We start from the raw sequence: 22790 nt of genomic DNA, 5'->3' as shown, positions 1-22790 counted from the left end.
ATAAATCAAACATGCCAATCAAATCTTTTTTTGCAAAAATTTATGCCAATCGGGTTGCAAAAAAAATCTACCGATGGGCAAATGATCCGGTAAAAACCCAAGAAAAAGTTTTTGCCCAACTTATTTTACAAGCGAAGCAAACTGCTTTTGGAAAGGATCATCATTTTGAGCAAATCAAATCACATCAAGACTTTATAAAAAATGTTCCGATAAGAGATTATGAGGACCTAAAACCCTATGTAGAACGGGTAAAAAATGGCGAGTTGGATATATTATGGCCTAATAAACCTGTATATTTTGCAAAAACATCAGGCACAACTTCTGGCACAAAATATATTCCAATTACAAAAGAATCTATGCCCTACCATGTAGAAGCTGCAAAAGAAGCTTTACTACTTTATATTTATCATACAGGAAATGCCAAGTTTGTAGATGGAAAGATGATTTTCTTACAAGGCAGTCCGGAATTAGATGAAAAAAACGGAATAAAAATTGGCAGATTATCCGGAATTGTAGCACATTTTATTCCGGGTTACCTACAAAAAAACAGATTGCCGAGTTGGGAAGCCAATTGCATTGAAGATTGGGAGACTAAAGTTGACACCATTGTTCAGGAAACTTTAAAAGAAGATATGCGACTTATTAGTGGTATACCCTCCTGGGTACAAATGTATTTTGAAAGGCTGATTGAAGTAAAAAAAGAAAAAGTCGGCAACATATTTCCGAACTTTTCTTTATTCGTTTTTGGAGGTGTAAATTACGAACCTTACCGTCAGAAAATGGAAAATTTAATTGGTAGAAAAGTAGATTCTATCGAGCTATTTCCTGCTTCTGAAGGCTTTTTTGCTTATCAGGATATGCCAAATCCAACGAACAACCCGAATCAAGGAATGCTTCTGTTACTGAATTCAGGTATTTTTTATGAATTCATTCCGGCCGATCAGTTTTATGAGAAAAATCCACCAAGACTTACTATTTCAGAAGTCGAATTACATATAAATTATGTGATGATTGTATCCACAAATGCAGGTTTATGGGGGTATAATGTAGGAGATACCATTGCTTTTACTTCTTTAAAACCTTACAGAGTGATTGTTACAGGAAGAATCAAGCATTTTATTTCTGCTTTTGGTGAACACGTAATTGCAAAAGAAGTTGAGCAAGCTTTACAGGAAGCTTGTAAAAATACAGATGTAAAAATTAACGAGTTTACCGTGGCTCCACAGGTAAATGCACCAGATACCGGTCTACCCTATCACGAATGGTTCATAGAATTTGAGCAATTGCCAGAAAATTTGGCCGAATTTTCTCTCAACATTGATGAAGAACTACAGAAACAAAATTCCTATTATTTTGATTTAAGGAAGGGGAACATTTTACGTCCTCTTGTAATTAGTCAGGTTGAAAAAAACGGATTTCAAGATTATATGAAATCGATTGGTAAACTAGGTGGACAAAATAAAGTGGCAAGGTTATCTAATGATCGAAAAATTGCTGATAATTTAAAAACAAAGAAATGAAAGTAATTTCTGTAAACCTCGGAAAAAGGAAAACGGTTACTTGGAAACATAAAACCTATGAAACAGGTATTTATAAATACCCTGTAAACGAGCCTATTTTTTTAGGTGAAACAGATGTGGAAAGGGATGATGTAATCGACAGAAAATACCATGGAGGAATAGAACAGGCCGTTTATGCTTACGGCGAAAATCATTACGATTTTTGGAAAAACCTATATCCTCAGTTGGAATTTAATTTTGGCATTTTTGGCGAGAATCTAACCGTAAAAGAACTTTGGGAAGAAAATATTTTTGTTGGTGATGTCTATAAACTTGGCGAAACAATTTTGGAAGTAACAAAACCCCGAGAACCATGTGTGAAACTGGGTATTCGATTTAATGATGCCAATGTCATCAAACAATTTTGGGAAACCACTAAAAGTGGTGTTTATTTTAAAGTATTAAAAACAGGACATGTAAAGTGTGATGATGAATTTATCCTCCATAAAATATCAAAAAATACACCCTCCATCGCTGAGGTTTTCCAAAAAAAAGGATCTTAAAAAAATCCCGCTCATTCAAGCGGGATTTTTTTCAATTATTTCTTTGCTAATAAATCTCGTATTTCTATTAAAAGTTCTTCCTGACTTGGGCCTGCAGGAGGTGCAGGAGCTTCCTCTTCTTTTCTTCTCATCGCATTAAACAATTTTACGATCAAAAACATGACGAATGCCACAATAAGGAAATCGAGTACGGCGGTGAGAAAAGTACCATATTCCAAAATTATTTCACCCTCCGCAATACCTTCTTCATTGATCACTCCATCTCTTAAGACCCATTTCAGATCTTTAAAATCAGCTTTAAATAAGAGACCTATTAACGGAGAAACAATCCCAGTCGTAAAAGTTTTAACAACAGTATTAAACGCAGCTCCCATCACAAAACCTACGGCGATATCGAGCAAATTACCTTTTAGGGCAAATTCTTTGAATTCTTTAAGCATGGTTATTGATTATTTTTTTGCAAGTTAAAAATTATTTCAATTCTCTTCGCACTCTTTGAGAAATTGAAGTGAGAATTTCATATGGAATTGTTTGTGCCTTACTAGCAAGTTCTAGAATTTGATCTTGTGTTTTAAAAATGATGACCTCATCACCTTCTTTACAATCAATATCCGTTACATCTATCATGGTTATACACATACAAATTTTACCAACAATGGGTGCTAAATATTGATTGACTGAGACTGAAATGCCTGAATTGCTCCAAACTCTTTTTAAGCCATCCGCATAACCCAACGACAAAGTTGCAATTCTACTTGGCCTCTCTACTCTGTAACTTTGATTATATCCTACCGATTCCCCTTTATCTAAATGTTGAATCTGAGAAATTTTAGTTTTGAGGAAATGGGTGTTTTTAAGCCTTTTTGTTTCTTCAGGAATATTAGCAAAACCGTACAAACCAATTCCAATTCGTACCATATCGAAATGTGCTTCTGGATATTGTAATATACCTGAGGAATTACAGATATGTTTCATGGGTTTATAACCCAAATCAATTGAAATTTTCTCAGCAAAATCATTGAAATAAATTATTTGAGACATTGTAAATTCTTTCGAGGTCTTGTCTTCGCTCGAAGCCAAATGACTAAATGTGGATTTTACTTTAACGCGTTCTTTTGCAGGTATCAAAATTGACATCAACCCTGCTCTGTCTTCCATTTTAAAACCCAATCGATTCATTCCTGAATTGATTTTAATATGAATAGCATAAGGTTCATTTACATGTTCGCATCTCTCGATAAACAATTTCAAACTTCTTTGGCTATAAATGGCCGGTTCCAAATTGTATTCGATAATTTTATCAAAATTTTCTATTTGAGCATGCAAAATCAATATGGGCAAAATGATACCTGCATTTCTCAACTCGATTCCCTCAGATGCATATGAAACAGCTAAATAATCTACATGTTGGCCCTCCAGAATTTTTGCAATTTCAATGGCATCACTTCCATATGAAAATGCTTTAATAACGACCAATGTTCTGGTCTTGCTTTGAAGTTTGGATTGAAAATACAGGAGGTTATGCTTAATCGCCTTGGAATGAATTTCAAGAACAGTAGGACTATTGTTCATGGGTTTTGTTTTGCAATTGGTTTGCTTCCTTTTTCTTTTTTTGCTCTTCTTGGGTTATTTTGTAATATGCCGCTCTACTCAAAGGTTCATATTCATGCACCTGCCCTAACATGACCAAGTTTTCTCCAGAAACTTTTCGATGGCTGTAATGGGCTAAATTTCCCGTTTTTGTACAAATGGCATGAACTTTTGTAACATACTCGGCTGTGGCCATAAGGGCAGGCATTGGCCCAAAAGGATTTCCTTTAAAATCCATATCTAATCCGGCAACAATAACGCGTACTCCGCGATTCGCCAATTGATTGCATACATTTACAATTTCATCGTCAAAAAATTGTGCTTCGTCTATTCCAACCACATCAATATCGGTTGCCATTAATAAAATATTTGTAGACGCTGGCACAGGTGTACAGCGGATTTCATTTTCATCATGACTCACTACCATGTCATCTGCATATCTATTGTCGACCGTTGGTTTAAAAATTTCTACCTTTTGCTTAGCAAATTGGGCCCTTTTCAACCTTCTGATCAATTCCTCTGTTTTTCCTGAAAACATAGAACCACATATGACTTCGATCCAGCCAAAGTGTTCGTGTTGGTTGATGGTATTTTCAAGAAACATCTAGTAATTTTTCTAATTGAACTAATTTGTGCCTAAAATTTGTAGGTACATCCTAAAATTAATCAAATTGAGTGACAAATGTAATGAAAAATGTAGGTTGATTGTTTACAGAATAATTTAAATTTGTAGGAGAAAATTGATCACTTAGGATTCCTCTTTCATGGAAGAAAATAGAGAACGACAAATAAAGGAAATGATTGGTGAGCTCAAAAGGCTTGCCGATATGGAGCAATATGAAGAATTGAAGAGTAAAACCCTTGAATTGTATAATTCACTTGTTATTTTATCATTTCAGACAAACAATGACAAAAAAGAGGAATTATCCCTAGATCATGTCGAACCGGTTTTGGAAGAAAAGCAAGAGACTTTAGTAGATTTTGATCAGTTAAAAGAAAATCTTCTAAAGGCGATTAAAGGCAATGAAAAAGTTGAAGAAGAGGAAACGGAAGTAGATGAACCTTTTTTTGTGCCAAAATTTGATGCTGTTATTGAAGATTACACGCTAAAAGAAGAGTTTAAAGACACGTACTCCCTCGATGATGCTGAAAAATTACTAGAAGCAAAACCAGAAAAATTAAAGCAACTTTCGTTACATGAAAAATTGTCAAGTAATTCTATACAGGTTGGCCTTAATGATAGAATTGCTTTTGTAAACAATCTCTTTAATTTTAGTCAATCCGATTTTAATAAAGTATTACACTTTTTAAACGATTGTAAAACGAAGGATGAGGCCATTCAATACATTCAATATAATGTAAAGCCAAAATATAACTGGAAAGGAAAAGAAGAATTGGAAGATCGATTAATGATCTTAATTGATCGTAAATTTATTTAAACATGAATGCAAGACAGTATAATCAATTATTTGACAATGTAATAGAGAAATATCACCGCTTAGACGATGTTGACCAGCCATTTGAAAACCCTTTTCCAAAAGAAGACGTATTAGAGCATTTACTCTACAGAAAGTGCTGGATAGACACAGTACAATGGCATTATGAAGACATTATTCGCATACCTGATATCGATCCTGTTTCTGCACTGAAACTAAAAAGGAAGATTGATGCATCCAATCAAGACAGAACTGATATGGTTGAATACATTGATAGCTATTTTTTGAACAAGTACAAACATGTAAAAGTTGCAGAAAATGCGAGCATCAATACAGAGAGTCCTGCTTGGGCAATTGACCGCCTTTCTATTTTGGCCTTAAAAATTTATCATATGGCCGAAGAGGCGAATAGAGAAGACGCTAGTGAATCACATAAATTGGCTTGTCAGAAAAAATTAGATATTTTAGAATTACAGCGAGAAGACTTATCGAGTGCGATTGATGATCTGCTGCAAGATATTGCCTCGGGTAAAAAGTACATGAAAGTTTATAAGCAAATGAAGATGTACAATGATGAAGAGTTGAACCCAATGTTGTATAAAAAATAGATTTTGTTAATCTTTCTTTTTTGCTTGTTTTTTTAAAGCTTTTTTATGTTTTCTCTCATTTGCCTTATCAGCTATAGACAAGGCTTCAGGCGCGAGCGTATGTAAAATACCAGATTGTAGTGTTTTCCAGAATAAACTCCCAATACCCTTATATTTTTCACGCGTATAAGCTAAATTAGCACTTCTAATATGCCCTTTTTTATTCGGGTTACTCTTGTGCACAATTTGATTGACCAACCAAGATAAAGTCTTTTCTTCTTCAAAGATTTCCTTTTTAAAAACTTTGGCTTCGAGATCGTGGTAAAGCATGGTCATAGTGCCATAAGATCCATTATTATTCGCTATCGCACTAAATGTCAATTTATCCAATTTGCCACTAAAAATTTTCAGGCCAAACAACGGAAATAGAATCTCGTCATAATATTTAAAATCTGATGTGCCTAGGGTACCTGCAAAACTAAAATCATCATTATCATCAGTAAGGTTGAAATTCATCTTTACTTTCAACTCAGCCTGATCCATAAACTTTGCCGAAGCATCTACTTTCATTGGATCTTCTTTGAATCTTGGAACTGAGGTGATATTTTCTATAAATCCGTTAATCTCTTCAAAATGTACTTTTAAAAGCAGGTCGTGATTCGGATTTTTCTCCTGATAAACTAAACTTGAATTTTCTATAATTACCTTTGGTAGGTTGAATTTTACAGGCAACTTCTTAAGAGTTATATATGGAAGTATTTTAGACACACTTTTATCGAATGGCTTTCGCTTATCTTTATAAATACTAAAATTAGCGCTTCTTAAGGAAACACTATCCAAATAAAAATCTTGATAGGCAATAATTTGTAAAAAATCCACACCATATATATCGAGTTCCTTTAGTGCTATTGAATTAACCTCCTTATTAAATTTATAGGTATCTGCAAGTTCTTCTCTCTTTATTGTTGGAGCATAGTTGAGCGAATCAATTAGGATCGATTTACCGATAAAATCTAATTCTACGACCTTGCACCCTAATTTATAATACTTTAAAGGGAAGGAAACAGCGAGATTCTCTATTAAAAACTTATCGGCAGTAGCCTTTAATCTAAATAACTCATTTTCCTGCTTTACAAGTGCTAAACCGTTAAACTGAAAACTTAATGAATCCAGTTGGAATAAAGTGTCCTTGTTCTTCGCATTTAATACTTGATAATTCAAATTCTTTATAACAATATCGCTGACGCTAATTCCATTCAGTTTTTTTAACCTGATAGAATCGAGGGGAAGATTGTGCTTGATACTATCCTTAAAATCCGGATTTTTAAAAACTTTAATATTGAGATGATCAATATAAATTTGGTTTATGTCAATTTTTCTAGATAATAGTAATTCTTTGATGCTAATGTATTTCACAGTAGCTTGTGCCAACTGCACATGAACTAAAGCCCCTTTACCCAAAGAGTCTTTAAGCAGAGAATTATAAGCCTCTCCTTCAGGTAGAATACTCAATCCCGAAAAGGTTAGTGATTCTTCATAAAGATTGATTGAGATATCTTCAATCTCTTTGACGTATAACCCAGAGCCATTTTCAACAAGTGCCTTCTTTAGTCTTTTTTCTGCACTTACTTTGGCATAATGTATTATTACTAGACTAAGAACCGCTAGTATGACAAATCCTAAACCTAACTTTTTCAGCATCTTACAAAGATAGCCATTTATTTAATCCCCAAATCTGCATAGAGTAACTCCAGATTCTTTTTGCCACTCCCTATAAAAATTTTATCCTCGTTTACGATCACTGGTCTTTTCAAAAAAGTATATTCTTCAAGAATAAAATTTTTCATTTCTTCTTCAGAAATTTGATGATTTTTCAAATCGAGTTCCTTGTACTTTTTTGCCAGCTTACTAAACAAAGCATCATAACTGCCAGACAATTTATACAGCTCCTCGAGTTCCGAAACCTTTAGAGGTTTTGACTTGATATCTTGCAATTCGAAACCGTTTAAATCAATATTTTTTAGAATTCTTTTACAAGTATCACAGGTTTTTAAGTAATATATTTTTTTCATATGAATGATTTTCTCGAAAATACCTATTTTTAACAAAACTTCATTTTACATGGATAAAATATTCGAAGCAACTCTTTTTAACAGAAATAAATTACTCACAATTCTTGAAAGTTGCAGCGACGAGCAACTAAATTTTGTGCCTAAAAACTTTAATAATTCAATTATATGGAATATTGGTCATGTTCTCGTAACTGAACAATTACTCGTATATAGGCTTTCGGGATTGGAGCTAAAAATAGAAGAGAGTTATGTCAACATGTTGAGAAAAGGTACAAGCCCACTTCAAGACTTCACCTCTTCTCAGATACAATACATAAAGGAAAATCTTATTAGGACTGTTGAAATAACCAGAAAGGATTACCAGAGCAACCTTTTTAGATCTTATCAATCTTATCCCACAAGTACAGGAATTGTTTTAAATAATGTTGACGAAGCCTTACAGTTTAATGCCTTTCATGAAGGAATTCATTTAGGAGTGGTTCTTTCGTTAATTAAGTTAACTCAAAAGATTTAGAGTAACATAATAAATCAAATTACTCTCAAATATTTTTATTCACTAACTGTTCAGTAATTTATTATTGACTAGGCGACCTAACAATACAAGTAGAAGAAACTAGTTTAAGAATTATAGGGCTATCTGAAGCTTGATTAGTATCTATTAAAAGTATATACGACACCTAAATTTACATAAATCATTGTGTCATTATACTTATTCCCTGGATCATCGGGAGCATCTAAACCATCAACTTTATCGGAGAAAAAATGTTGCCAACGGGCATCGAGCACCATGGAAAAATATTGCATACTATAACGCAAACCTCCGCCTACAGAAACACCAAATGCATTCCCAGCATCATTGTGAACTGCCTCCCTTGTCCATTTCCAATCCTTTGGATCAGATGAACTAGAATTTCCTAATAAATAATCATAAGGTTCAATATCACCCTCTGCAGTACCAATTTCTCCTGGTCCAAAAGGATTCAAAGTTGAAGTAACTTTAGGATCATAAAAAGCATAATGAATACCTGCACTTATGTAAGGGTTCAGTTGATTTTGTTGACCAAAATATGTTGTATAATCATCTAAGCTAAAAAAGTAATATTCCAACTGAGTTCCAATATTAAAAAACTTAATATTTCCTCGCATTGCATCTAGTTTAGCATAAGTGGGAGATTCTTGGGCTAATCCAACCCATGGCTCATGTTTAATGTTGGATTTATTTGCATATAAGAATTCTGCCTTTAATTTAAAGTGTTCGGAAAAGTAAGTAGACCCAGATCTCCAATTGTACTCCCTACCAAAAAAATTGAGGTAATATACAAGGCTAAAGCCTAGATCAGAGGCATTTGCACTAGGAAAATCATATCTTTCACCAAAATCTGTTTGAAATGAAGTAACACCAAAACTAATACCAGCCTCATGGCTAAAATTAGATTGAGCAAACATTTGATAGGCTGAGAATAAAGTAAAAAAGATTAACAGTTTGGGTAAATGTTTCTTCATGGTTTGATTGAATTCATTTAAAGCAAAGATATGCAAATATAAAAAAGAAAAATCTAATCCTATTTTTTTTTTGAAAAATGTTTGAAAACCAATTAAATGAACAACCTTAATTCATTACTCGGATCCCAAAAAAAATTAGAAAATTCTAAAATTTTGTTTTCTTTTACCGGTATTCCTTCACTTTTTAATAACTGCGCCATTAAATTGGATCCTTCAAAATGGTGCTTACCTGTTAATAAACCAATTCTATTTACTACCCTATGTGCAGGGATAGAAGCATCTCCATGGGCACTATTCATAGCCCATCCCACTACTCGTGCAGATTTTGGCATTCCCAAATAATTTGCAATAGCACCATATGAGGTTACTCTCCCCACCGGTATTTCTCGCACAACTTCGTATACTTTTTCAAAAAAACTTTTATCATCCAACATTCAAGAAATCAATAATTCGTTTTAAAACGAACATAAGTAATACGCTTTTTTTGCTCTAAATATTGCTTTTCATAAAATGTTTGCACTGAAGTTACTTCTTCTGGAGCTCCCGAACTATTATATACATCATGATGTGCATAATCGATATGATGTTTTCCTTCTTGTAAAACCCCTAACAAATACCCATGTAAAAATTCGCTGTCAGTTTTTAAATGTACTTGCCCTTGTTTGTTCAAGACCTTTTGATACATTCTTAAAAAATCCGGATTTACCAATCGATGTTTAGTTCTTCGATATTTTATCTGGGGATCAGGAAAAGTAATCCAGATTTCAGACACTTCATTTTCCTCAAAAATAGAAGCGAGCAATTCAATCTGAGTTCTCAAAAAAAGAACATTCTCTATTTTCTCTTCTAAAGCTGTCTTGGCACCCCGCCAAAACCTGGCACCTTTGATATCGATACCTATAAAATTCTTATTTGGATACTTTTTTGCTAGAGCGATAGAATATTCGCCTTTACCACATCCCAATTCAAGCACGATGGGATTATCGTTATTAAAGAGAGTATTCCAATTCCCTTTATATTCAAAATTTTCTAAAACCTCTTCTCTTGTAGGTTGAATAACATTGGGAAAGCTTTCGTTCTCCTTAAACCGTTTGAGTTTATTTTTACTTCCCAAATCTAGGTATTTAATTATTCTACTCCTGCCTTCTTAAATCTTTGTAATTGACCTAGCCAGTAAAGAAATAAAATTGAAATAATACTGATTAAAATAAAATTAACCACATTGGATGACCACCAACCTTCTATCGATCTAAACAAATCATAGGGTTTGAATAAAACATTTGTGCAGAACTCACCGATCAGTCGAAATAAATTAGTTGGTATCATAAAATTTAAAATTTTACCTACCCCAACGGGGCTTATGTTATAAAGTTTTTTACTTTCGTTTTTGGTTTACAGAACAATGTATAGCTATGCTCTGAACCGCAAAAATATAAAATAAGAAAATGATTGCCAATTTTTTTAACCAATCTAAACCAATTAATTTTTTGGTGCTCCTTTTCACGGGACTCCTAATCTTTTCTTTTACCATAGCATTTCATATTTATTTTGAAAACAGGATTTACTCTGCGGTACAGATTGCTTTTAACTTGAGCTTATTTTTTCTTCTTCTTTTTTTTCATAATTTTCTTACAACTAAGAATAAATTAACAAAAAACAATACCTACGGACTCTACATATTCATATTATTATTTGCAATCTTCCCTGAGAGCATTACGAATATGAAATTAATGTTGAGCAACTTTTTCCTTTTTTTTGCTTACAGGAGGATTTATAGCCTGCATTCCAATTTAGATACGGGGAGTAAAATATTCGATAGTGGACTTTGGATTGGTGTTGCATTTATATTTTACAACTGGAGTATTCTATTTCTTCTTCTGTCGGCTGCTGCACTCTTTTTATTCAAACGATTAAAGTGGAATTATTATTTTATGTTAATAATAGGTTTCATTACACCTATATTCCTCTATTTTACATATCTGGTGTATGCAGATCAGCAGGGAACTTTTCAAGAATTATTCAATTTCGAATTTAGCTTTAATTATTTCAATTACAATGAGTTTCCATTACTTATACCTACCTCTGTTATCCTTGTTTTTTCTATTTGGGCCATATACCCAACACTTATGAAATCACGTAATGCTAAGCAAAAATATAAAGCATCTTATAAGCTATTAGTTTTACACCTTGTTCTCGCCTTAGCCATTGGAATTGTAGCGCCAATAAAGGATGGGTCGGAGTTCTTATTCTATTTTTTCCCTTTTTCCATTATTTTCGCCACATATATTCAAATAAATCAGGATAATTGGTTCAAAGAAGTAGTAATGTTCGTTTTTCTTGGATTAGCCTTAGCTAATTTTATCATTTATTAAAGTTTTATTCCAAAAGCCAAATCACCTGCATCGCCCAGGCCGGGCACTATATAACCTCTGTTGTTAAGGTCTTCGTCAACCGTTGCGATCCATAAATTAGTGTTTTCCGGAAATTTATCTTTGATATAATCTACACCGAATTTTGATCCTATTACTGAAATAAGGTGAACTTCTTTTGGCACTCCATGTGACTTTAGCGCTTCGTAAACACTTTCTAAAGATTTCCCTGTGGCTAGCATAGGATCAACTAAAATTAAAATTTTATTTTCAAGGCTTGGCGCTGCTAAATACTCAACTACAATGTCAAAATCACCATCTGATTTATGGGAACGATATGCGGAAATAAATGCATTTTCAATGCGATCAAAATAATTTAATACCCCTAAATGTAAAGGCAAACCCGCTCGCAAAATTGAACCTAATACCAATTCATCATGAGGTAATAAAACCTCTTTTATACCTAAGGGTGTTTCAACTTCTTCGCGTGAATAGCTTAAATGCTTACTCATTTCATAACTCAAAATCTCACCTACTCTTTCAATATTTCTTCGAAAGCGCATGGCATCCTTCTGAATTTCAATATTTCTCAATTCAGCGATGAAATTATTGAGGACAGAATTTGTTTTGTCTAGAATATGGATTTTCACTTTATTTTTTCAATAAAGATAAAACAATCAATAGTTTTTGAATAAACAAACATCAGTTAAATAAGAATTGACCAATATTTCGTAAATTTATAACTTCACTAATCATAATCACTAAAACAAAAATTATTATGGGACTTTTTTCATTCTCAAAAGATTCTGGAGACAAAGCCATTGACACATCTGCAGAAAATAAGGTCAATGCATCAACTTTAATGAATACAATTCAATCTTACGGATTTGACGTAAAGGATTTGGATGTTGAAATTGATGGAGATACTGCAAAAATTTATGGAACGGCAGCCGATCAGGCTACGCGTGAAAAAGTTATGCTTACAGTTGGTAATACCAAAGGAATTGCCAAAGTTGAAGACAAAATGGTTACTGCCGCTCCTGCGCCGGAAGCCAAAATGCATACCGTTGCAAGTGGTGAGTCTCTGAGTAAAATCGCAAAAAAGTATTACGGTGATGCGATGAAATACAATGTTATATTCGAAGCAAATAATCCACCTCTTTCAAATCCTGATAAAATTTATCCGGGACAAGTTCTAAGAATCCCCGAACTTTAAAAAAAAAAACGCTCCGATTGTCATCGGAGCGTTTTTTTTATCAGCTCAACCACAGACTCTGGTGTAATTGTTCGCATCGCATCTTCATAACCCGGGCAAGTTTTATTTCCGTAAATGGAGCAAGGTAAATTGGGGAACTTAGTCAAATCAGGCGTTAAACCGTTTGATAGAGGTTGAAGGAATGGAAAAAATCCAGCGAAAGGGTGCGTGGCTCCCCACAAAGTAATTGTATTCACGCCAAATATACTGGCTAAATGTGCATTGGCAGAATCCATGGCGATCATGGTATCTAAATTTGAGATTACCTTTAATTCGTTTACCAAATTGAATTTCCCTGCACATGAGGTAGTTTCTGGAAATTTTTTAGTCAAAATATTTATTTGCTCTTTTTCCTTTTTTCCTCCCCCAAAAAAATAAATTTCAAATTGAGGATCTTTTGAGAGTAATTCAATCACTTTATCCATTAAATCTAAAGGATACATTTTAAAAGAATATTGGGCAAAAGGAGCAATTCCTATCTTTCTTGTTTGTGCAGACTTAAACTCAAAATTTTGAGGCAATTTTTTCGGTGCCAAAAGTGCATTTTGATTCAAATCAATCTCAAAACCCAATTTTCTAAAGACATCAGCATATCTTTCATGGGTAGATTTAAGAGGGATAAAAATCTTGTCTTCTGTTCGTGTAAGTGCTTTTTTCTCATTTCTTCCCTTATCAATGACCTCAATTGATCTAACAGAGCTACTTAAAAAAGTGCGCAATATTTTAGTGCGAAGAACATTATGTAAATCTGCCACAGCATCAAATTTCAAATTCTTCAATTCTGCTGCCAACTTCCATAGTCCAAAAAAACCTTTGTATTCATTGTCAACATCTAGACCTATAAAAGCAACATTTTCGAGATCTAAAAAAAGAGGCTTGAGAAAAGGTCGCGAAACCACAGTAATCTTAATATTTTTATGCTGTTGGATCAGTGATTTTATCACCGGAATGGTCATTGCCACATCTCCCATTGCGGAAAAGCGGAAAACTAGAATGTGCTTAGGTTTGGTCATAAAAAAAATCCTGCCTAAAGATAAGCAGGATTTACCAATTTATTCTTTTAAGACCTATGCGTCTATAATTTTTCTTTGATGGTCAATAGACTCTTGGTGAATTGCTTTAAAAACACTTTCTACAAAATCTCTATTTAAACCATGCGATTGCCCATCTTCTAGCACTTTGTTCAATATTTCTTGCCAACGCGTATTTTGAAGAATGGCTACGTTTCCTTGTTTTTTTACCAATCCAATATTTTCTACAATATTCATTCTGTTTGACAATACTTCAATCAGTTGTGCATCAATGGCATTAATTTCTTTTCTCAATGCATCTAATTTTACAAGGTATTCTTCCTTTTCAAAAGTATCCCTTCTCACCCTCAAATCTTCCGTAATTTCTATCAGACGATCAGGAGTAATTTGTTGTTTAGCGTCGCTCCATGCCTCATCAGGATGACAATGAGTTTCTATCATTAAACCGTCAAATTTTAAGTCTAAAGCTGTCTGAGATACATCAAAAATACCTTCTCTTTCTCCACAAATATGTGAAGGATCATTAATAATTGGTAAAGTTGGATATTTCGTTTTTAAATCAATTGGAATTTGCCAGTTAGGTATATTTCTATACTTCGATTTTCTAAAGGTAGAAAAACCTCTGTGTATGGCTCCCAAGTTTTTAATACCTGATTTGTGAAGTCGCTCAATAGCACCAATCCACAATTCTAAATCAGGATTAATTGGATTTTTTACCAAGACAATCTTTTCTGTTCCTTGCAATGCATCAGCAATTTCTTGAACGGCAAAAGGATTAACTGTTGTTCTGGCACCAATCCAAATGATATCAATATCAAATTCTAATGCCAATTTTGCATGTTGTGCATTACCCACTTCAACAGCAGTCAATAAACCTGTTTCTTTTTTAACCCTTTGTAGCCAAGCAAGTGCCTTTCCTCCCTGGCCTTCAAAACTTCCAGGTCTGGTTCTGGGTTTCCATATACCAGCTCTAAAAACAGTTGCATCTGTTTTTTTAAGCGCATGAGCCACTTCCATTACTTGCTCTTCTGTTTCGGCACTGCATGGTCCTGCAATTAACAATGGATGGCTTAAACCCATATTCTCTAACCATGTCATAAAATTTACTTGTTCCATTCTTTTAATTATTTTTAATTCCGGCTAATACACCTTTAATTCTATTCGTATTTTGCATTATTTGATAAACTTCCTCTTCTGAATTTTTTGTCAATACTTCTTTAAATTGATTTAAATTCTTGATATATTCTTCCAATGATTTTAACACATATTCCTTATTCTGTAACAAAATTGGCGTCCATGTATTTGGGTTACTTTTTGCCAACCTCACTGTAGAAGCAAAGCCACTTCCAGCCATATCGAAAATATTTTTTTCGTCATTTTCAATTTCCAAAACAGTTTTTCCAAGCATAAAAGAACTGATATGGGATAAATGAGAGACATAGGCAATATGCTTGTCGTGCTGCACTGGGGAATCCATAAAAACATTTCTCATTTTGAGTAATTCAAACAACTTCACTGCCTTTTCTAAGATTCTAGATTCTGATAACTGTTGTTCACATATAATGTTGACCTTACCCTTAAACAAATCGTAAATGGCAGCTTCTGGACCAGAAAATTCAGTTCCAGCGATGGGATGGAGTGCAACAAAATTTTTGCGCTTTGGGTGATTTCTAACGGCATCACATACCATTGTTTTGGTTGAACCTACATCAAAAACCAACGTGTCATCACCAATTCTATCCAAGACTTGTAAAGCTAACTCGGGAATTACATTTACCGGAGCTGCTAAAATTACGGTATCTACTTCTTTTACTTTCTCTATATCTACTTTTTCAAAAATGATCCCCAGATCGACCGCTTTTTGTAAGTGTTCGGGATTTTTATCAATGCCATAAATTGTCGCCCATGTACTTTTTTTTAGCTCCAATGCCAAAGAACCACCCATTAATCCCAATCCGATTACCGCTACATTCTTCATGATATCCTTTTTAAAACCTCTTCAATTTTTTCTTCTTTCACACATAATGAAAATCTGATATACCCTTCTCCATTAGATCCAAAAACCGTCCCTGGAGTAATGAATACGTCATGCTTATACAACAGGTAATCAGAAATCTCATTTTCATTTTTGCCTTTTGGTACTTTTGCCCAAACAAACATTCCGGTACTTTTTCTATCATAAAGACAACCTAACTTATCACAGATATTCCAAACCAATTGTCTTCTTTTCTCATAAACTGAGTTCATTTCAATATTCCAAGAATCAGGCAAATTTAATGCCGCTATGGCGCCTTTTTGAATTCCGAAATACATTCCGGAATCCATATTACTTTTTACTTGCAAAATACTTTTTAAAACTTCTGCATTTCCCAAAACCATACCCACTCGCCACCCAGCTATGTTGAAAGTTTTACTTAGTGAATTCAATTCTATGGCAACTTCTTTGGCACCTTCAAATTGCAATATACTTTTCGGTTTCTGATTTAAAACAAAACTATATGGATTATCATTCACAAGTAAAATTTGATGCTTTTTCGCAAAACTGATCAATTTCTTAAATAAGTCATCCGATCCTGCCGCTCCTGTAGGCATATGTGGATAATTTATCCACATCAATTTAACTTTAGATAGATCTAATTTTTCAATCGCTTCAAAATCAGGTTCCCAATTGTTTTCTTCTCTCAGGTCGTAAAAAACTGGTGAAGCTTGCACTAAATTAGTCACAGAAGCATAGGTTGGATAGCCAGGATTTGGGATTAATACAGCATCGCCCTCATTTAAAAAAGCCATTGATATATGTAAAATTCCTTCTTTAGAACCCATCAAAGGCAAAACTTCATCATTAAAATTTACATCTACGTTAAAGTTTTTTAAATAAAAAGAAGCCATAGCCTTTCGGAGCTCTGGTAAACCCTGATAACTTTGATAACCGTGGGCGTTTTCTTGATATGACGCTTCACAAATTGCTTCAAGTACATTTTTTGGCGGACTCATATCCGGACTACCTATTCCTAAATTGATAATCGGTTTCCCTTCAGAGATTAATTCTCGAACTTCTCTAAGCTTTTTCGAAAAATAGTACTCTTCAACATGCTTTAACCTATTTGCTACCTCAATCTTCATGCCTTCTGTTTTGTTGATATTCTCCTAATATCTTTAAGTGTACTACTTTTTTCCTGATCAAATGAATTGCGTTTTCATAAAGCTTATAATCATCTATCAATAGATCAATAAAGAAAGCATAGGTCCATTGCTTATCTATAATTGGCATCGATTGAATTTTTGTCAAGCTGATTTCATGTTTGGCAAAAATGTCTAATACCTCGGCTAAACTGCCTGTTTTATGTTTGGTAATAAATTTTAGTGATGCCTTATTCTTTACTCCTTCATACTTACTTTCGTGATCCGGACTTTCGAGGGAGCGCTTCAAAATAAAAAAGCGTGTGCCATTTTTCTTAATAGTCTGTATATCATCCTCTAAAATCTCCAGATCGTATAATTCTGCGGCATACTTACTTGCGATGGCAGCAACACCCTTTATTTGCTGCTTTTGAATTCTTTGTGCCACCTCCGCAGTATCTTTTTCCTCAATAAGTTTAATGTGAGGAAATGATCTGAAAAACTTATTACATTGCAAAATGGCCATGGGATGAGACCAAACTTCTGTTATATCTTCAATTGTTTGCCCTTTTAAACCCAATAGATGATGATGTATCGTGAGGTATAATTCTCCTTCAATAGATAAATTGTACTCATCGATGAGCGCATAATTTGGAAGAATCGCTCCGGCGATTGAATTTTCTATGGCCATTACAGCACTATCCACTTTTTTATCGCGCAATAGAATGGGTATCTCACCAAAGGTCATGCACTCAACAATATCGATAGACTCGCCAAAAAACTCTCTGGCAACAATATCGTGAAATGATCCTTTTATACCTTGAATAGCTACTTTCATGCTAAGCTTTTGCAAAAAAAAATCTCGAAAAAACTTCGAGACTTCTATATTATTTACATTATATTTTTTACAACAATACTAGGTCTCGCTCTTATCTTTGAAAATAAAAGTAAAAATAAAAACGAGTAAAGTTGTTGTTCTGTGACTTCATATCTATGGTATGAGAGCGCAAAGCTAAAAATATATTTTGTAATTACAACTGTTTTTTGCATTTTATTGTCAATTTAGATGTATTTATTTATTTTCGTTATACTATTTTCATCTTTGAGACACTTTTAATGCAAAACCGCATGCAGTAAGAATTACTATTATTAAAAGTAAAAGATTTTGTTACTTTGCAAAATCAAATTCATGGAATGTCTATTAAGGTAGTCAACACTACAAAAATATACGGAAAGCAAAAAGCAATCAATCAATTAAGCTTTACAGTGAAGTCTGGGGAGATTGTAGGATTTTTAGGCCCGAATGGAGCCGGAAAATCTACCACCATGAAAATCATCACTTCTTATATAGCTCCGAGTGAAGGTCAGGTTTTTATCAATGATTTGAATGTGCAAACTCATCCTATAGATGCCAAAAGAAATGTAGGTTATTTGCCAGAGCATAATCCTTTGTATTTGGATATGTATGTGAGAGAGTATCTCGCTTTTCATGCAGATGTCCATGAGATACCAAAATCAAGGATTGATGAAGTTATTGATCTTGTAGGGATCACACCTGAATCATCTAAAAAAATTGGACAACTTTCTAAAGGATACAGGCAAAGAGTAGGATTGGCTGCTGCTATTTTACACGATCCGCAAGTTTTGATTTTAGATGAACCCACAACAGGGTTAGACCCAAATCAATTGGTGGGGATAAGAGATCTCATTAAAAAAATTGGTAAGAAAAAAACAATATTACTTTCTACACACATTATGCAAGAAGTAGAAGCTATGTGTGATAGAGTTATCATTATCAGCAAAGGTGAAATTGTTGCTGATAAAAAATTGAATGACTTACTCGGAAATCAAAAACAGATCATCGAAGTTGAATTTAACACACGTATAGAAAACAGATTTTTGGAGCAAATTGAAAGAATTATTCAGGTTGAAAATATCTTTGACAACCAATGGCTTCTCACGTTTGATTCAGAAAATGACATGCGCGGAAAGATTTTTGACTTTGCTAATGAAAATGGTCTAAAGATCCTACATCTTTCAAGAAAAATAAAAAATTTAGAATCATTGTTTCAAGAATTAACTCACTAATTATGTTTAAAAATTTACCTATATTATTCCTCATACTTATTATTCCTTTTGTTCTTTTTAGCCAAGAAGAAAAGAAAGATTTTTACATGACAAAAGGGAAAGGTTTTGAATTTCACCTGTTAGACGATACATATTTGCTTCAAATAGATTTTCGGGGTCAATTCAGAGCTTCTTTTCCACATAGTAATTTTCCTAGTTCAGAAGATGACTTTAGCGATGAAGAAATCTTTTTAGGAATCAGCAGAGCCCGTATCAAAATGGGAGGGTATGTAATAAAACCATATTATAAATTTTATCTTGAGCAAGATGTTCGGGGGGGTAATCTTCTCGATTTTAGAGCAGAAATTGAAAAATTATCTTACCTAAAGCTTCGTGTGGGTCAATGGAAAGCCAGGTATTCTCGTGAAAGGGTCATTTCTTCAGGCCAACAAACAGGACTAGAAAGGTCTTTGATCAATAGAGTTTTTACAATTGATAGACAACAAGGTATTTCTTTGTATGGTAATCTTGATGGAGGCGGAGCGGCAAATTTTAATTATTGGGTAGAAGTGTTAGCCGGTAGCGGACGAGGTGCAGGACTTGGAGATGACGAAAAGTTGATGTATATGGTTCGCACACAATGGAATCCTAACGGAGAAGACCTGGGATTCTCTGGTTCTGACCTTGAATTCCATGAGAAATTCGTTTCTTCCGTAGCCATTGCAGGAGTGACAAATACTTCCAGATTCACTCGATTCTCAACTAGTGGCGGCGGACAACTTTACGGCTTTGAACCTGGAGCTGACGGCCAGTATAAAGTTGATCAGGCCTTATTTGAGACAGCTTTTAAATACAGAGGTTTAAGCTTTGATCAAGAATTCCATTACAAAAATATAGACGATAAGGTCAATTTAAAGGAAACTACACTTATTGGAAATTATTTTCAAGTGGGTTATTTCTTTCATTACCTCTTTCCAAAATTTCCAAAACCAATGGAAATCTTTGCTAGACAAGCCTTTTATAATCCTAATATCGATGTGGATAATGACAATAATTATGAGTACACCTTTGGTGTAAATTGGTTCTTCAAAGGGCATAGAAATAAACTTACAGCCGATTATTCTTATTTAAAATTTAACGAATTTAATCCTGAAGGTAATTCAGAACACATGTTTAGATTGCAATGGGATATTTCTATTTTCTAACTATCTTTATCTTAAACATTAGTAATTATGCAAATCCATCAAATTCCAAAAATTAAAAATTCGGACAGCGACAATTTCTTTCTTTTAGCCGGACCCTGTGCTATTGAAGGGGAAGAAATGGCCTTGCGTATTGCAGAAAAAATTGTTGCGATTACAGGTGATTTGAAAATTCCATATGTTTTTAAAGGCAGTTTTAAGAAAGCGAACCGATCCCGAATAGATAGCTTTTCAGGTATTGGCGATGAAAAAGCTTTGAAAATTTTAGAAAAAGTAGGTAAAACTTTCGGTATTCCAACGGTTACAGATATTCATGATGTCAAGGATGCAGAAAAAGCAGCTGAATATGTTGATGTTTTACAAATTCCAGCCTTTTTGGTTCGCCAAACCGATCTCGTAGTTGCAGCTGCAAAAACTGGTAAAGTAGTGAACTTGAAAAAAGGACAATTCATGAGTCCGGAATCTATGAAGCACGCTGTTCAAAAAGTGAAAGATAGCGGAAATGAACTCGCCTTAATTACCGATAGAGGAACGATGTTTGGATATCAGGATATGATCGTGGATTTTAGGGGAATCCCTGTTATGCAGGAATTCGCCCCTACAGTTCTAGATGTAACGCATTCTTTGCAGCAACCAAATCAAAGTAGCGGTGTTACGGGCGGAAAACCGGAATTGATCGAAACTATCGCAAGAGCAGGTATTGCTGTTGGTGTTGACGGAATTTTTATTGAAACACATCACGATCCATCCATCGCAAAATCTGATGGAGCAAACATGCTCAAATTGAATTATTTAGAAGATTTATTAAAGAAATTAGTAGCGATCAGATCTGTTATCAAAAACTTTTAAATCGATTTTAATTTTGAAATAATCTCAGTTGGATTTTTGTGATTGAACACAAAACTACCTGCAACAAAAGCATCAACTCCTGCTTTTTTGAGCGCAGAAATGTTTTGGTCATTAACACCGCCATCTACCTCAATGAGCGCTTTAGAACCCGTTTTATTGATCAAAGATCTTAGATCTCCCACTTTTTTATAGGTGTTTTCAATAAATTTCTGACCCCCAAATCCAGGATTTACACTCATAATTAAAACTAAATCCACATCCAGAATAATATCTTCTAACACACTGATAGGCGTATGCGGATTAAGTGAAACACCTGCTTTTATCCCACTTGCTTTAATAGATTGAACTGTACTGTGTAAATGTGGACAGGCTTCATAGTGAACAGTTAAAATATCAGCTCCCAACTTGGCAAAAGTTTCTATGTACCTTTCGGGTTGCACAATCATTAAATGTACGTCCAAGGTTTTCTTAGCATGTTTTTTTATCGCCTGGATAATAGGCATACCATAAGAAATATTCGGAACAAAAACACCATCCATGATGTCTAAATGAAACCAATCTGCTTCACTTTCGTTTACCATTTCTATATCTCTTTGCAAATTACCAAAATCTGCCGCTAACAAAGAAGGTGCAATAATTGTGCTCATATGTAAATTTTTGCCAAAAGTACAAAAACAAAAGAGCCCATGAAAAACATGGGCTCTTAATTATAAATTTAAAACGATTAACCTAAATAAGTTCGTAAAATTTTACTTCGAGAGGTATGTTTTAACCTTCTAATCGCCTTTTCTTTAATCTGTCTAACTCTTTCTCTTGTCAAATCAAAAGTCTCACCAATTTCTTCAAGCGTCATTGGGTGTTGATCTCCTAAACCAAAATATAACTTTACTACATCTGCCTCACGAGGTGTAAGCGTTTCAAGTGCGCGCAGAATTTCTACTTGTAATGATTCATGTAACAGAGATCCATCAGGATTTGGAGATTCTCCATAATCTAAAACATCATACAAATTTGAATCTTCACCTTCGATCAATGGAGCATCCATAGAAACGTGTCTTCCCGAATTCTTCATCGATTCTTTTACATCAGAAACAGTCATGTCTAATTCTTTTGCAATTTCTTCTGCAGAAGGAACTCTTTCATTTTCTTGCTCTAACCTCGCATAGGTTTTATTGATCTTATTGATAGATCCAATTTTATTCAAAGGCAACCTTACAATTCTTGATTGTTCTGCCAGGGCCTGAAGAATAGATTGTCTTATCCACCAAACGGCGTATGAGATAAACTTAAAACCTCTGGTTTCGTCGAATCTTTTAGCTGCTTTAATTAGCCCAAGATTTCCTTCGTTAATTAAATCTGGTAAAGTTAAACCCTGATTTTGGTATTGTTTTGCTACAGAAACAACAAATCGCAAATTTGCTTTGGTCAATTTCTCTAGTGCGAACTGGTCGCCGGCTTTTATTTTTTGTGCTAGTTCTACTTCCTCATCGGCAGTAATTAAATCAACTTTTCCTATTTCTTGAAGATATTTATCTAAAGATGCAGTTTCTCTGTTGGTAACCTGCTTGGTAATTTTAAGTTGTCTCATGAATTACATTTAAGTTTTAGATTGAATTTTAGTGGTGTATATAGATATACGTAATTTTT

General features: G+C 34.0%; 27 protein-coding genes. 10 read left to right on the top strand and 17 right to left on the bottom strand.

All coding sequences use genetic code 11. The features are described from left to right. The first annotated feature begins 11 nt into the window (after positions 1-11). On the top strand, positions 12-1520 hold the full coding sequence (locus ACFQ39_RS06875) for a GH3 auxin-responsive promoter family protein (RefSeq protein WP_377177386.1): 1509 nt from the start codon (positions 12-14) through the stop codon (positions 1518-1520). Beyond that, on the top strand, positions 1517-2062 hold the full coding sequence (locus tag ACFQ39_RS06870) for an MOSC domain-containing protein (protein ID WP_377177384.1): 546 nt from the start codon (positions 1517-1519) through the stop codon (positions 2060-2062). The genes ACFQ39_RS06875 and ACFQ39_RS06870 overlap by 4 nt, the downstream gene beginning before the upstream one ends. Positions 2063-2097: 35 nt before the next feature. Here ACFQ39_RS06870 and mscL read toward each other — a convergent pair whose 3' ends face one another. From mscL to ACFQ39_RS06855, 3 genes are read right to left on the bottom strand one after another with little or no spacing between them, the layout of a single operon-like run. Next, the gene (mscL, locus tag ACFQ39_RS06865; RefSeq protein WP_449289251.1) at positions 2098-2502 is read right to left on the bottom strand and encodes a large conductance mechanosensitive channel protein MscL; all 405 of its coding nucleotides are present in this window, start codon (positions 2500-2502) and stop codon (positions 2098-2100) included. A gap of 31 nt (positions 2503-2533) precedes the next feature. After that, the gene (alr, locus tag ACFQ39_RS06860) at positions 2534-3634 is read right to left on the bottom strand and encodes an alanine racemase (RefSeq protein ID WP_377177382.1); all 1101 of its coding nucleotides are present in this window, start codon (positions 3632-3634) and stop codon (positions 2534-2536) included. Continuing rightward, the gene (locus tag ACFQ39_RS06855; protein ID WP_377177380.1) at positions 3624-4256 is read right to left on the bottom strand and encodes a thymidine kinase; all 633 of its coding nucleotides are present in this window, start codon (positions 4254-4256) and stop codon (positions 3624-3626) included. The genes alr and ACFQ39_RS06855 overlap by 11 nt, the downstream gene beginning before the upstream one ends. A gap of 160 nt (positions 4257-4416) precedes the next feature. On the opposite strand from ACFQ39_RS06855, the gene ACFQ39_RS06850 reads away from it, so the two are divergent. Together ACFQ39_RS06850 and ACFQ39_RS06845 are read left to right on the top strand one after the other, a co-directional pair. Continuing rightward, a complete protein-coding gene (locus tag ACFQ39_RS06850) occupies positions 4417-5091 on the top strand; it encodes a hypothetical protein (RefSeq protein ID WP_377177378.1) in 675 nt (224 codons plus the stop codon). Positions 5092-5093: 2 nt separating this feature from the next. Next, entirely contained in the window at positions 5094-5696 is a 603-nt protein-coding gene (locus tag ACFQ39_RS06845) for a DUF4254 domain-containing protein (protein ID WP_377177376.1), read from the top strand. A gap of 6 nt (positions 5697-5702) precedes the next feature. Here the strand turns inward: ACFQ39_RS06845 and ACFQ39_RS06840 are convergent, their stop codons facing one another. Both ACFQ39_RS06840 and ACFQ39_RS06835 read right to left on the bottom strand, forming a co-directional pair. Then, the gene (locus ACFQ39_RS06840) at positions 5703-7376 is read right to left on the bottom strand and encodes a hypothetical protein (RefSeq protein ID WP_377177374.1); all 1674 of its coding nucleotides are present in this window, start codon (positions 7374-7376) and stop codon (positions 5703-5705) included. A 17-nt stretch (positions 7377-7393) separates the two neighbouring features. Beyond that, positions 7394-7747, bottom strand: coding sequence for an arsenate reductase family protein (locus ACFQ39_RS06835; protein WP_377177372.1), 354 nt, complete (start codon positions 7745-7747; stop codon positions 7394-7396). A gap of 49 nt (positions 7748-7796) precedes the next feature. On the opposite strand from ACFQ39_RS06835, the gene ACFQ39_RS06830 reads away from it, so the two are divergent. Beyond that, positions 7797-8261, top strand: a complete 465-nt coding sequence (locus ACFQ39_RS06830) for a DinB family protein (RefSeq protein ID WP_377177370.1) — start codon at positions 7797-7799, stop codon at positions 8259-8261. A gap of 134 nt (positions 8262-8395) precedes the next feature. Here the strand turns inward: ACFQ39_RS06830 and ACFQ39_RS06825 are convergent, their stop codons facing one another. The 4 genes from ACFQ39_RS06825 to ACFQ39_RS06810 form a co-directional block, all read right to left on the bottom strand. After that, positions 8396-9250, bottom strand: a complete 855-nt coding sequence (locus ACFQ39_RS06825) for a THC0290_0291 family protein (RefSeq protein WP_377177368.1) — start codon at positions 9248-9250, stop codon at positions 8396-8398. A gap of 92 nt (positions 9251-9342) precedes the next feature. Then, positions 9343-9684 carry an MGMT family protein gene (locus tag ACFQ39_RS06820; protein WP_377177366.1) on the bottom strand — a complete coding sequence of 114 codons (342 nt, stop codon included), beginning with the start codon at positions 9682-9684 and terminating at the stop codon, positions 9343-9345. Between the two features lie 8 nt (positions 9685-9692). Next, entirely contained in the window at positions 9693-10364 is a 672-nt protein-coding gene (gene trmB / locus ACFQ39_RS06815) for a tRNA (guanosine(46)-N7)-methyltransferase TrmB (RefSeq protein ID WP_377177364.1), read from the bottom strand. A 14-nt stretch (positions 10365-10378) separates the two neighbouring features. Then, on the bottom strand, positions 10379-10576 hold the full coding sequence (locus tag ACFQ39_RS06810; RefSeq protein ID WP_377177362.1) for a DUF6341 family protein: 198 nt from the start codon (positions 10574-10576) through the stop codon (positions 10379-10381). Between the two features lie 119 nt (positions 10577-10695). Here ACFQ39_RS06810 and ACFQ39_RS06805 point away from each other — a divergent pair, with 119 nt between their 5' ends. After that, on the top strand, positions 10696-11622 hold the full coding sequence (locus ACFQ39_RS06805) for a DUF6427 family protein (protein ID WP_377177360.1): 927 nt from the start codon (positions 10696-10698) through the stop codon (positions 11620-11622). Here the strand turns inward: ACFQ39_RS06805 and upp are convergent. After that, on the bottom strand, positions 11619-12269 hold the full coding sequence (upp, locus tag ACFQ39_RS06800) for a uracil phosphoribosyltransferase (RefSeq protein ID WP_377177359.1): 651 nt from the start codon (positions 12267-12269) through the stop codon (positions 11619-11621). The two genes, ACFQ39_RS06805 and upp, sit on opposite strands and share 4 nt — an antisense overlap. 128 nt (positions 12270-12397) lie before the next feature. On the opposite strand from upp, the gene lysM reads away from it, so the two are divergent. Beyond that, positions 12398-12835 carry a peptidoglycan-binding protein LysM gene (gene lysM / locus ACFQ39_RS06795; protein WP_377177356.1) on the top strand — a complete coding sequence of 146 codons (438 nt, stop codon included), beginning with the start codon at positions 12398-12400 and terminating at the stop codon, positions 12833-12835. 20 nt (positions 12836-12855) lie between these two features. Here lysM and ACFQ39_RS06790 read toward each other — a convergent pair whose 3' ends face one another. The 5 genes from ACFQ39_RS06790 to ACFQ39_RS06770 are packed head-to-tail and all read right to left on the bottom strand — an operon-like array spanning position 12856 to position 17863. Next, positions 12856-13887, bottom strand: a complete 1032-nt coding sequence (locus ACFQ39_RS06790; RefSeq protein ID WP_377177354.1) for a glycosyltransferase family 9 protein — start codon at positions 13885-13887, stop codon at positions 12856-12858. 54 nt (positions 13888-13941) lie between these two features. Next, positions 13942-15021 carry a chorismate mutase gene (locus tag ACFQ39_RS06785; RefSeq protein WP_377177352.1) on the bottom strand — a complete coding sequence of 360 codons (1080 nt, stop codon included), beginning with the start codon at positions 15019-15021 and terminating at the stop codon, positions 13942-13944. A 4-nt stretch (positions 15022-15025) separates the two neighbouring features. Further along, complete coding sequence (locus ACFQ39_RS06780) at positions 15026-15883, bottom strand: prephenate dehydrogenase (protein WP_377177350.1); 858 nt, start codon at positions 15881-15883, stop codon at positions 15026-15028. Continuing rightward, positions 15880-17028, bottom strand: coding sequence for a pyridoxal phosphate-dependent aminotransferase (locus tag ACFQ39_RS06775; RefSeq protein WP_377177348.1), 1149 nt, complete (start codon positions 17026-17028; stop codon positions 15880-15882). Before ACFQ39_RS06775 ends, ACFQ39_RS06780 begins: the two co-directional genes overlap by 4 nt. Further along, positions 17018-17863: a prephenate dehydratase gene (locus ACFQ39_RS06770; protein WP_377177346.1), complete on the bottom strand. Its 846-nt coding sequence runs from the start codon at positions 17861-17863 to the stop codon at positions 17018-17020. Before ACFQ39_RS06770 ends, ACFQ39_RS06775 begins: the two co-directional genes overlap by 11 nt. A gap of 356 nt (positions 17864-18219) precedes the next feature. Here ACFQ39_RS06770 and gldA point away from each other — a divergent pair, with 356 nt between their 5' ends. The 3 genes from gldA to kdsA are packed head-to-tail and all read left to right on the top strand — an operon-like array spanning position 18220 to position 21143. Further along, positions 18220-19113 carry a gliding motility-associated ABC transporter ATP-binding subunit GldA gene (gene gldA, locus ACFQ39_RS06765; protein ID WP_377177344.1) on the top strand — a complete coding sequence of 298 codons (894 nt, stop codon included), beginning with the start codon at positions 18220-18222 and terminating at the stop codon, positions 19111-19113. A 2-nt stretch (positions 19114-19115) separates the two neighbouring features. Beyond that, on the top strand, positions 19116-20297 hold the full coding sequence (locus ACFQ39_RS06760) for a porin (protein ID WP_377177342.1): 1182 nt from the start codon (positions 19116-19118) through the stop codon (positions 20295-20297). A gap of 27 nt (positions 20298-20324) precedes the next feature. After that, positions 20325-21143 (top strand): 3-deoxy-8-phosphooctulonate synthase, encoded by an 819-nt coding sequence (kdsA, locus tag ACFQ39_RS06755; protein WP_377177340.1) that lies wholly within the window; start codon positions 20325-20327, stop codon positions 21141-21143. Here kdsA and rpe read toward each other — a convergent pair. Further along, complete coding sequence (gene rpe / locus ACFQ39_RS06750) at positions 21140-21790, bottom strand: ribulose-phosphate 3-epimerase (protein WP_377177338.1); 651 nt, start codon at positions 21788-21790, stop codon at positions 21140-21142. The genes kdsA and rpe overlap by 4 nt on opposite strands. A 77-nt stretch (positions 21791-21867) precedes the next feature. Beyond that, positions 21868-22731: a sigma-70 family RNA polymerase sigma factor gene (locus ACFQ39_RS06745; RefSeq protein ID WP_377177336.1), complete on the bottom strand. Its 864-nt coding sequence runs from the start codon at positions 22729-22731 to the stop codon at positions 21868-21870. Positions 22732-22790 lie beyond the last annotated feature (59 nt).

This window comes from Namhaeicola litoreus (assembly GCF_042679565.1).
GTDB lineage: Bacteria > Bacteroidota > Bacteroidia > Flavobacteriales > Flavobacteriaceae > Namhaeicola > Namhaeicola litoreus.
Note: the sequence above shows the minus strand (reverse complement) of the source record. Positions and strands in the feature narration are given on the sequence as shown.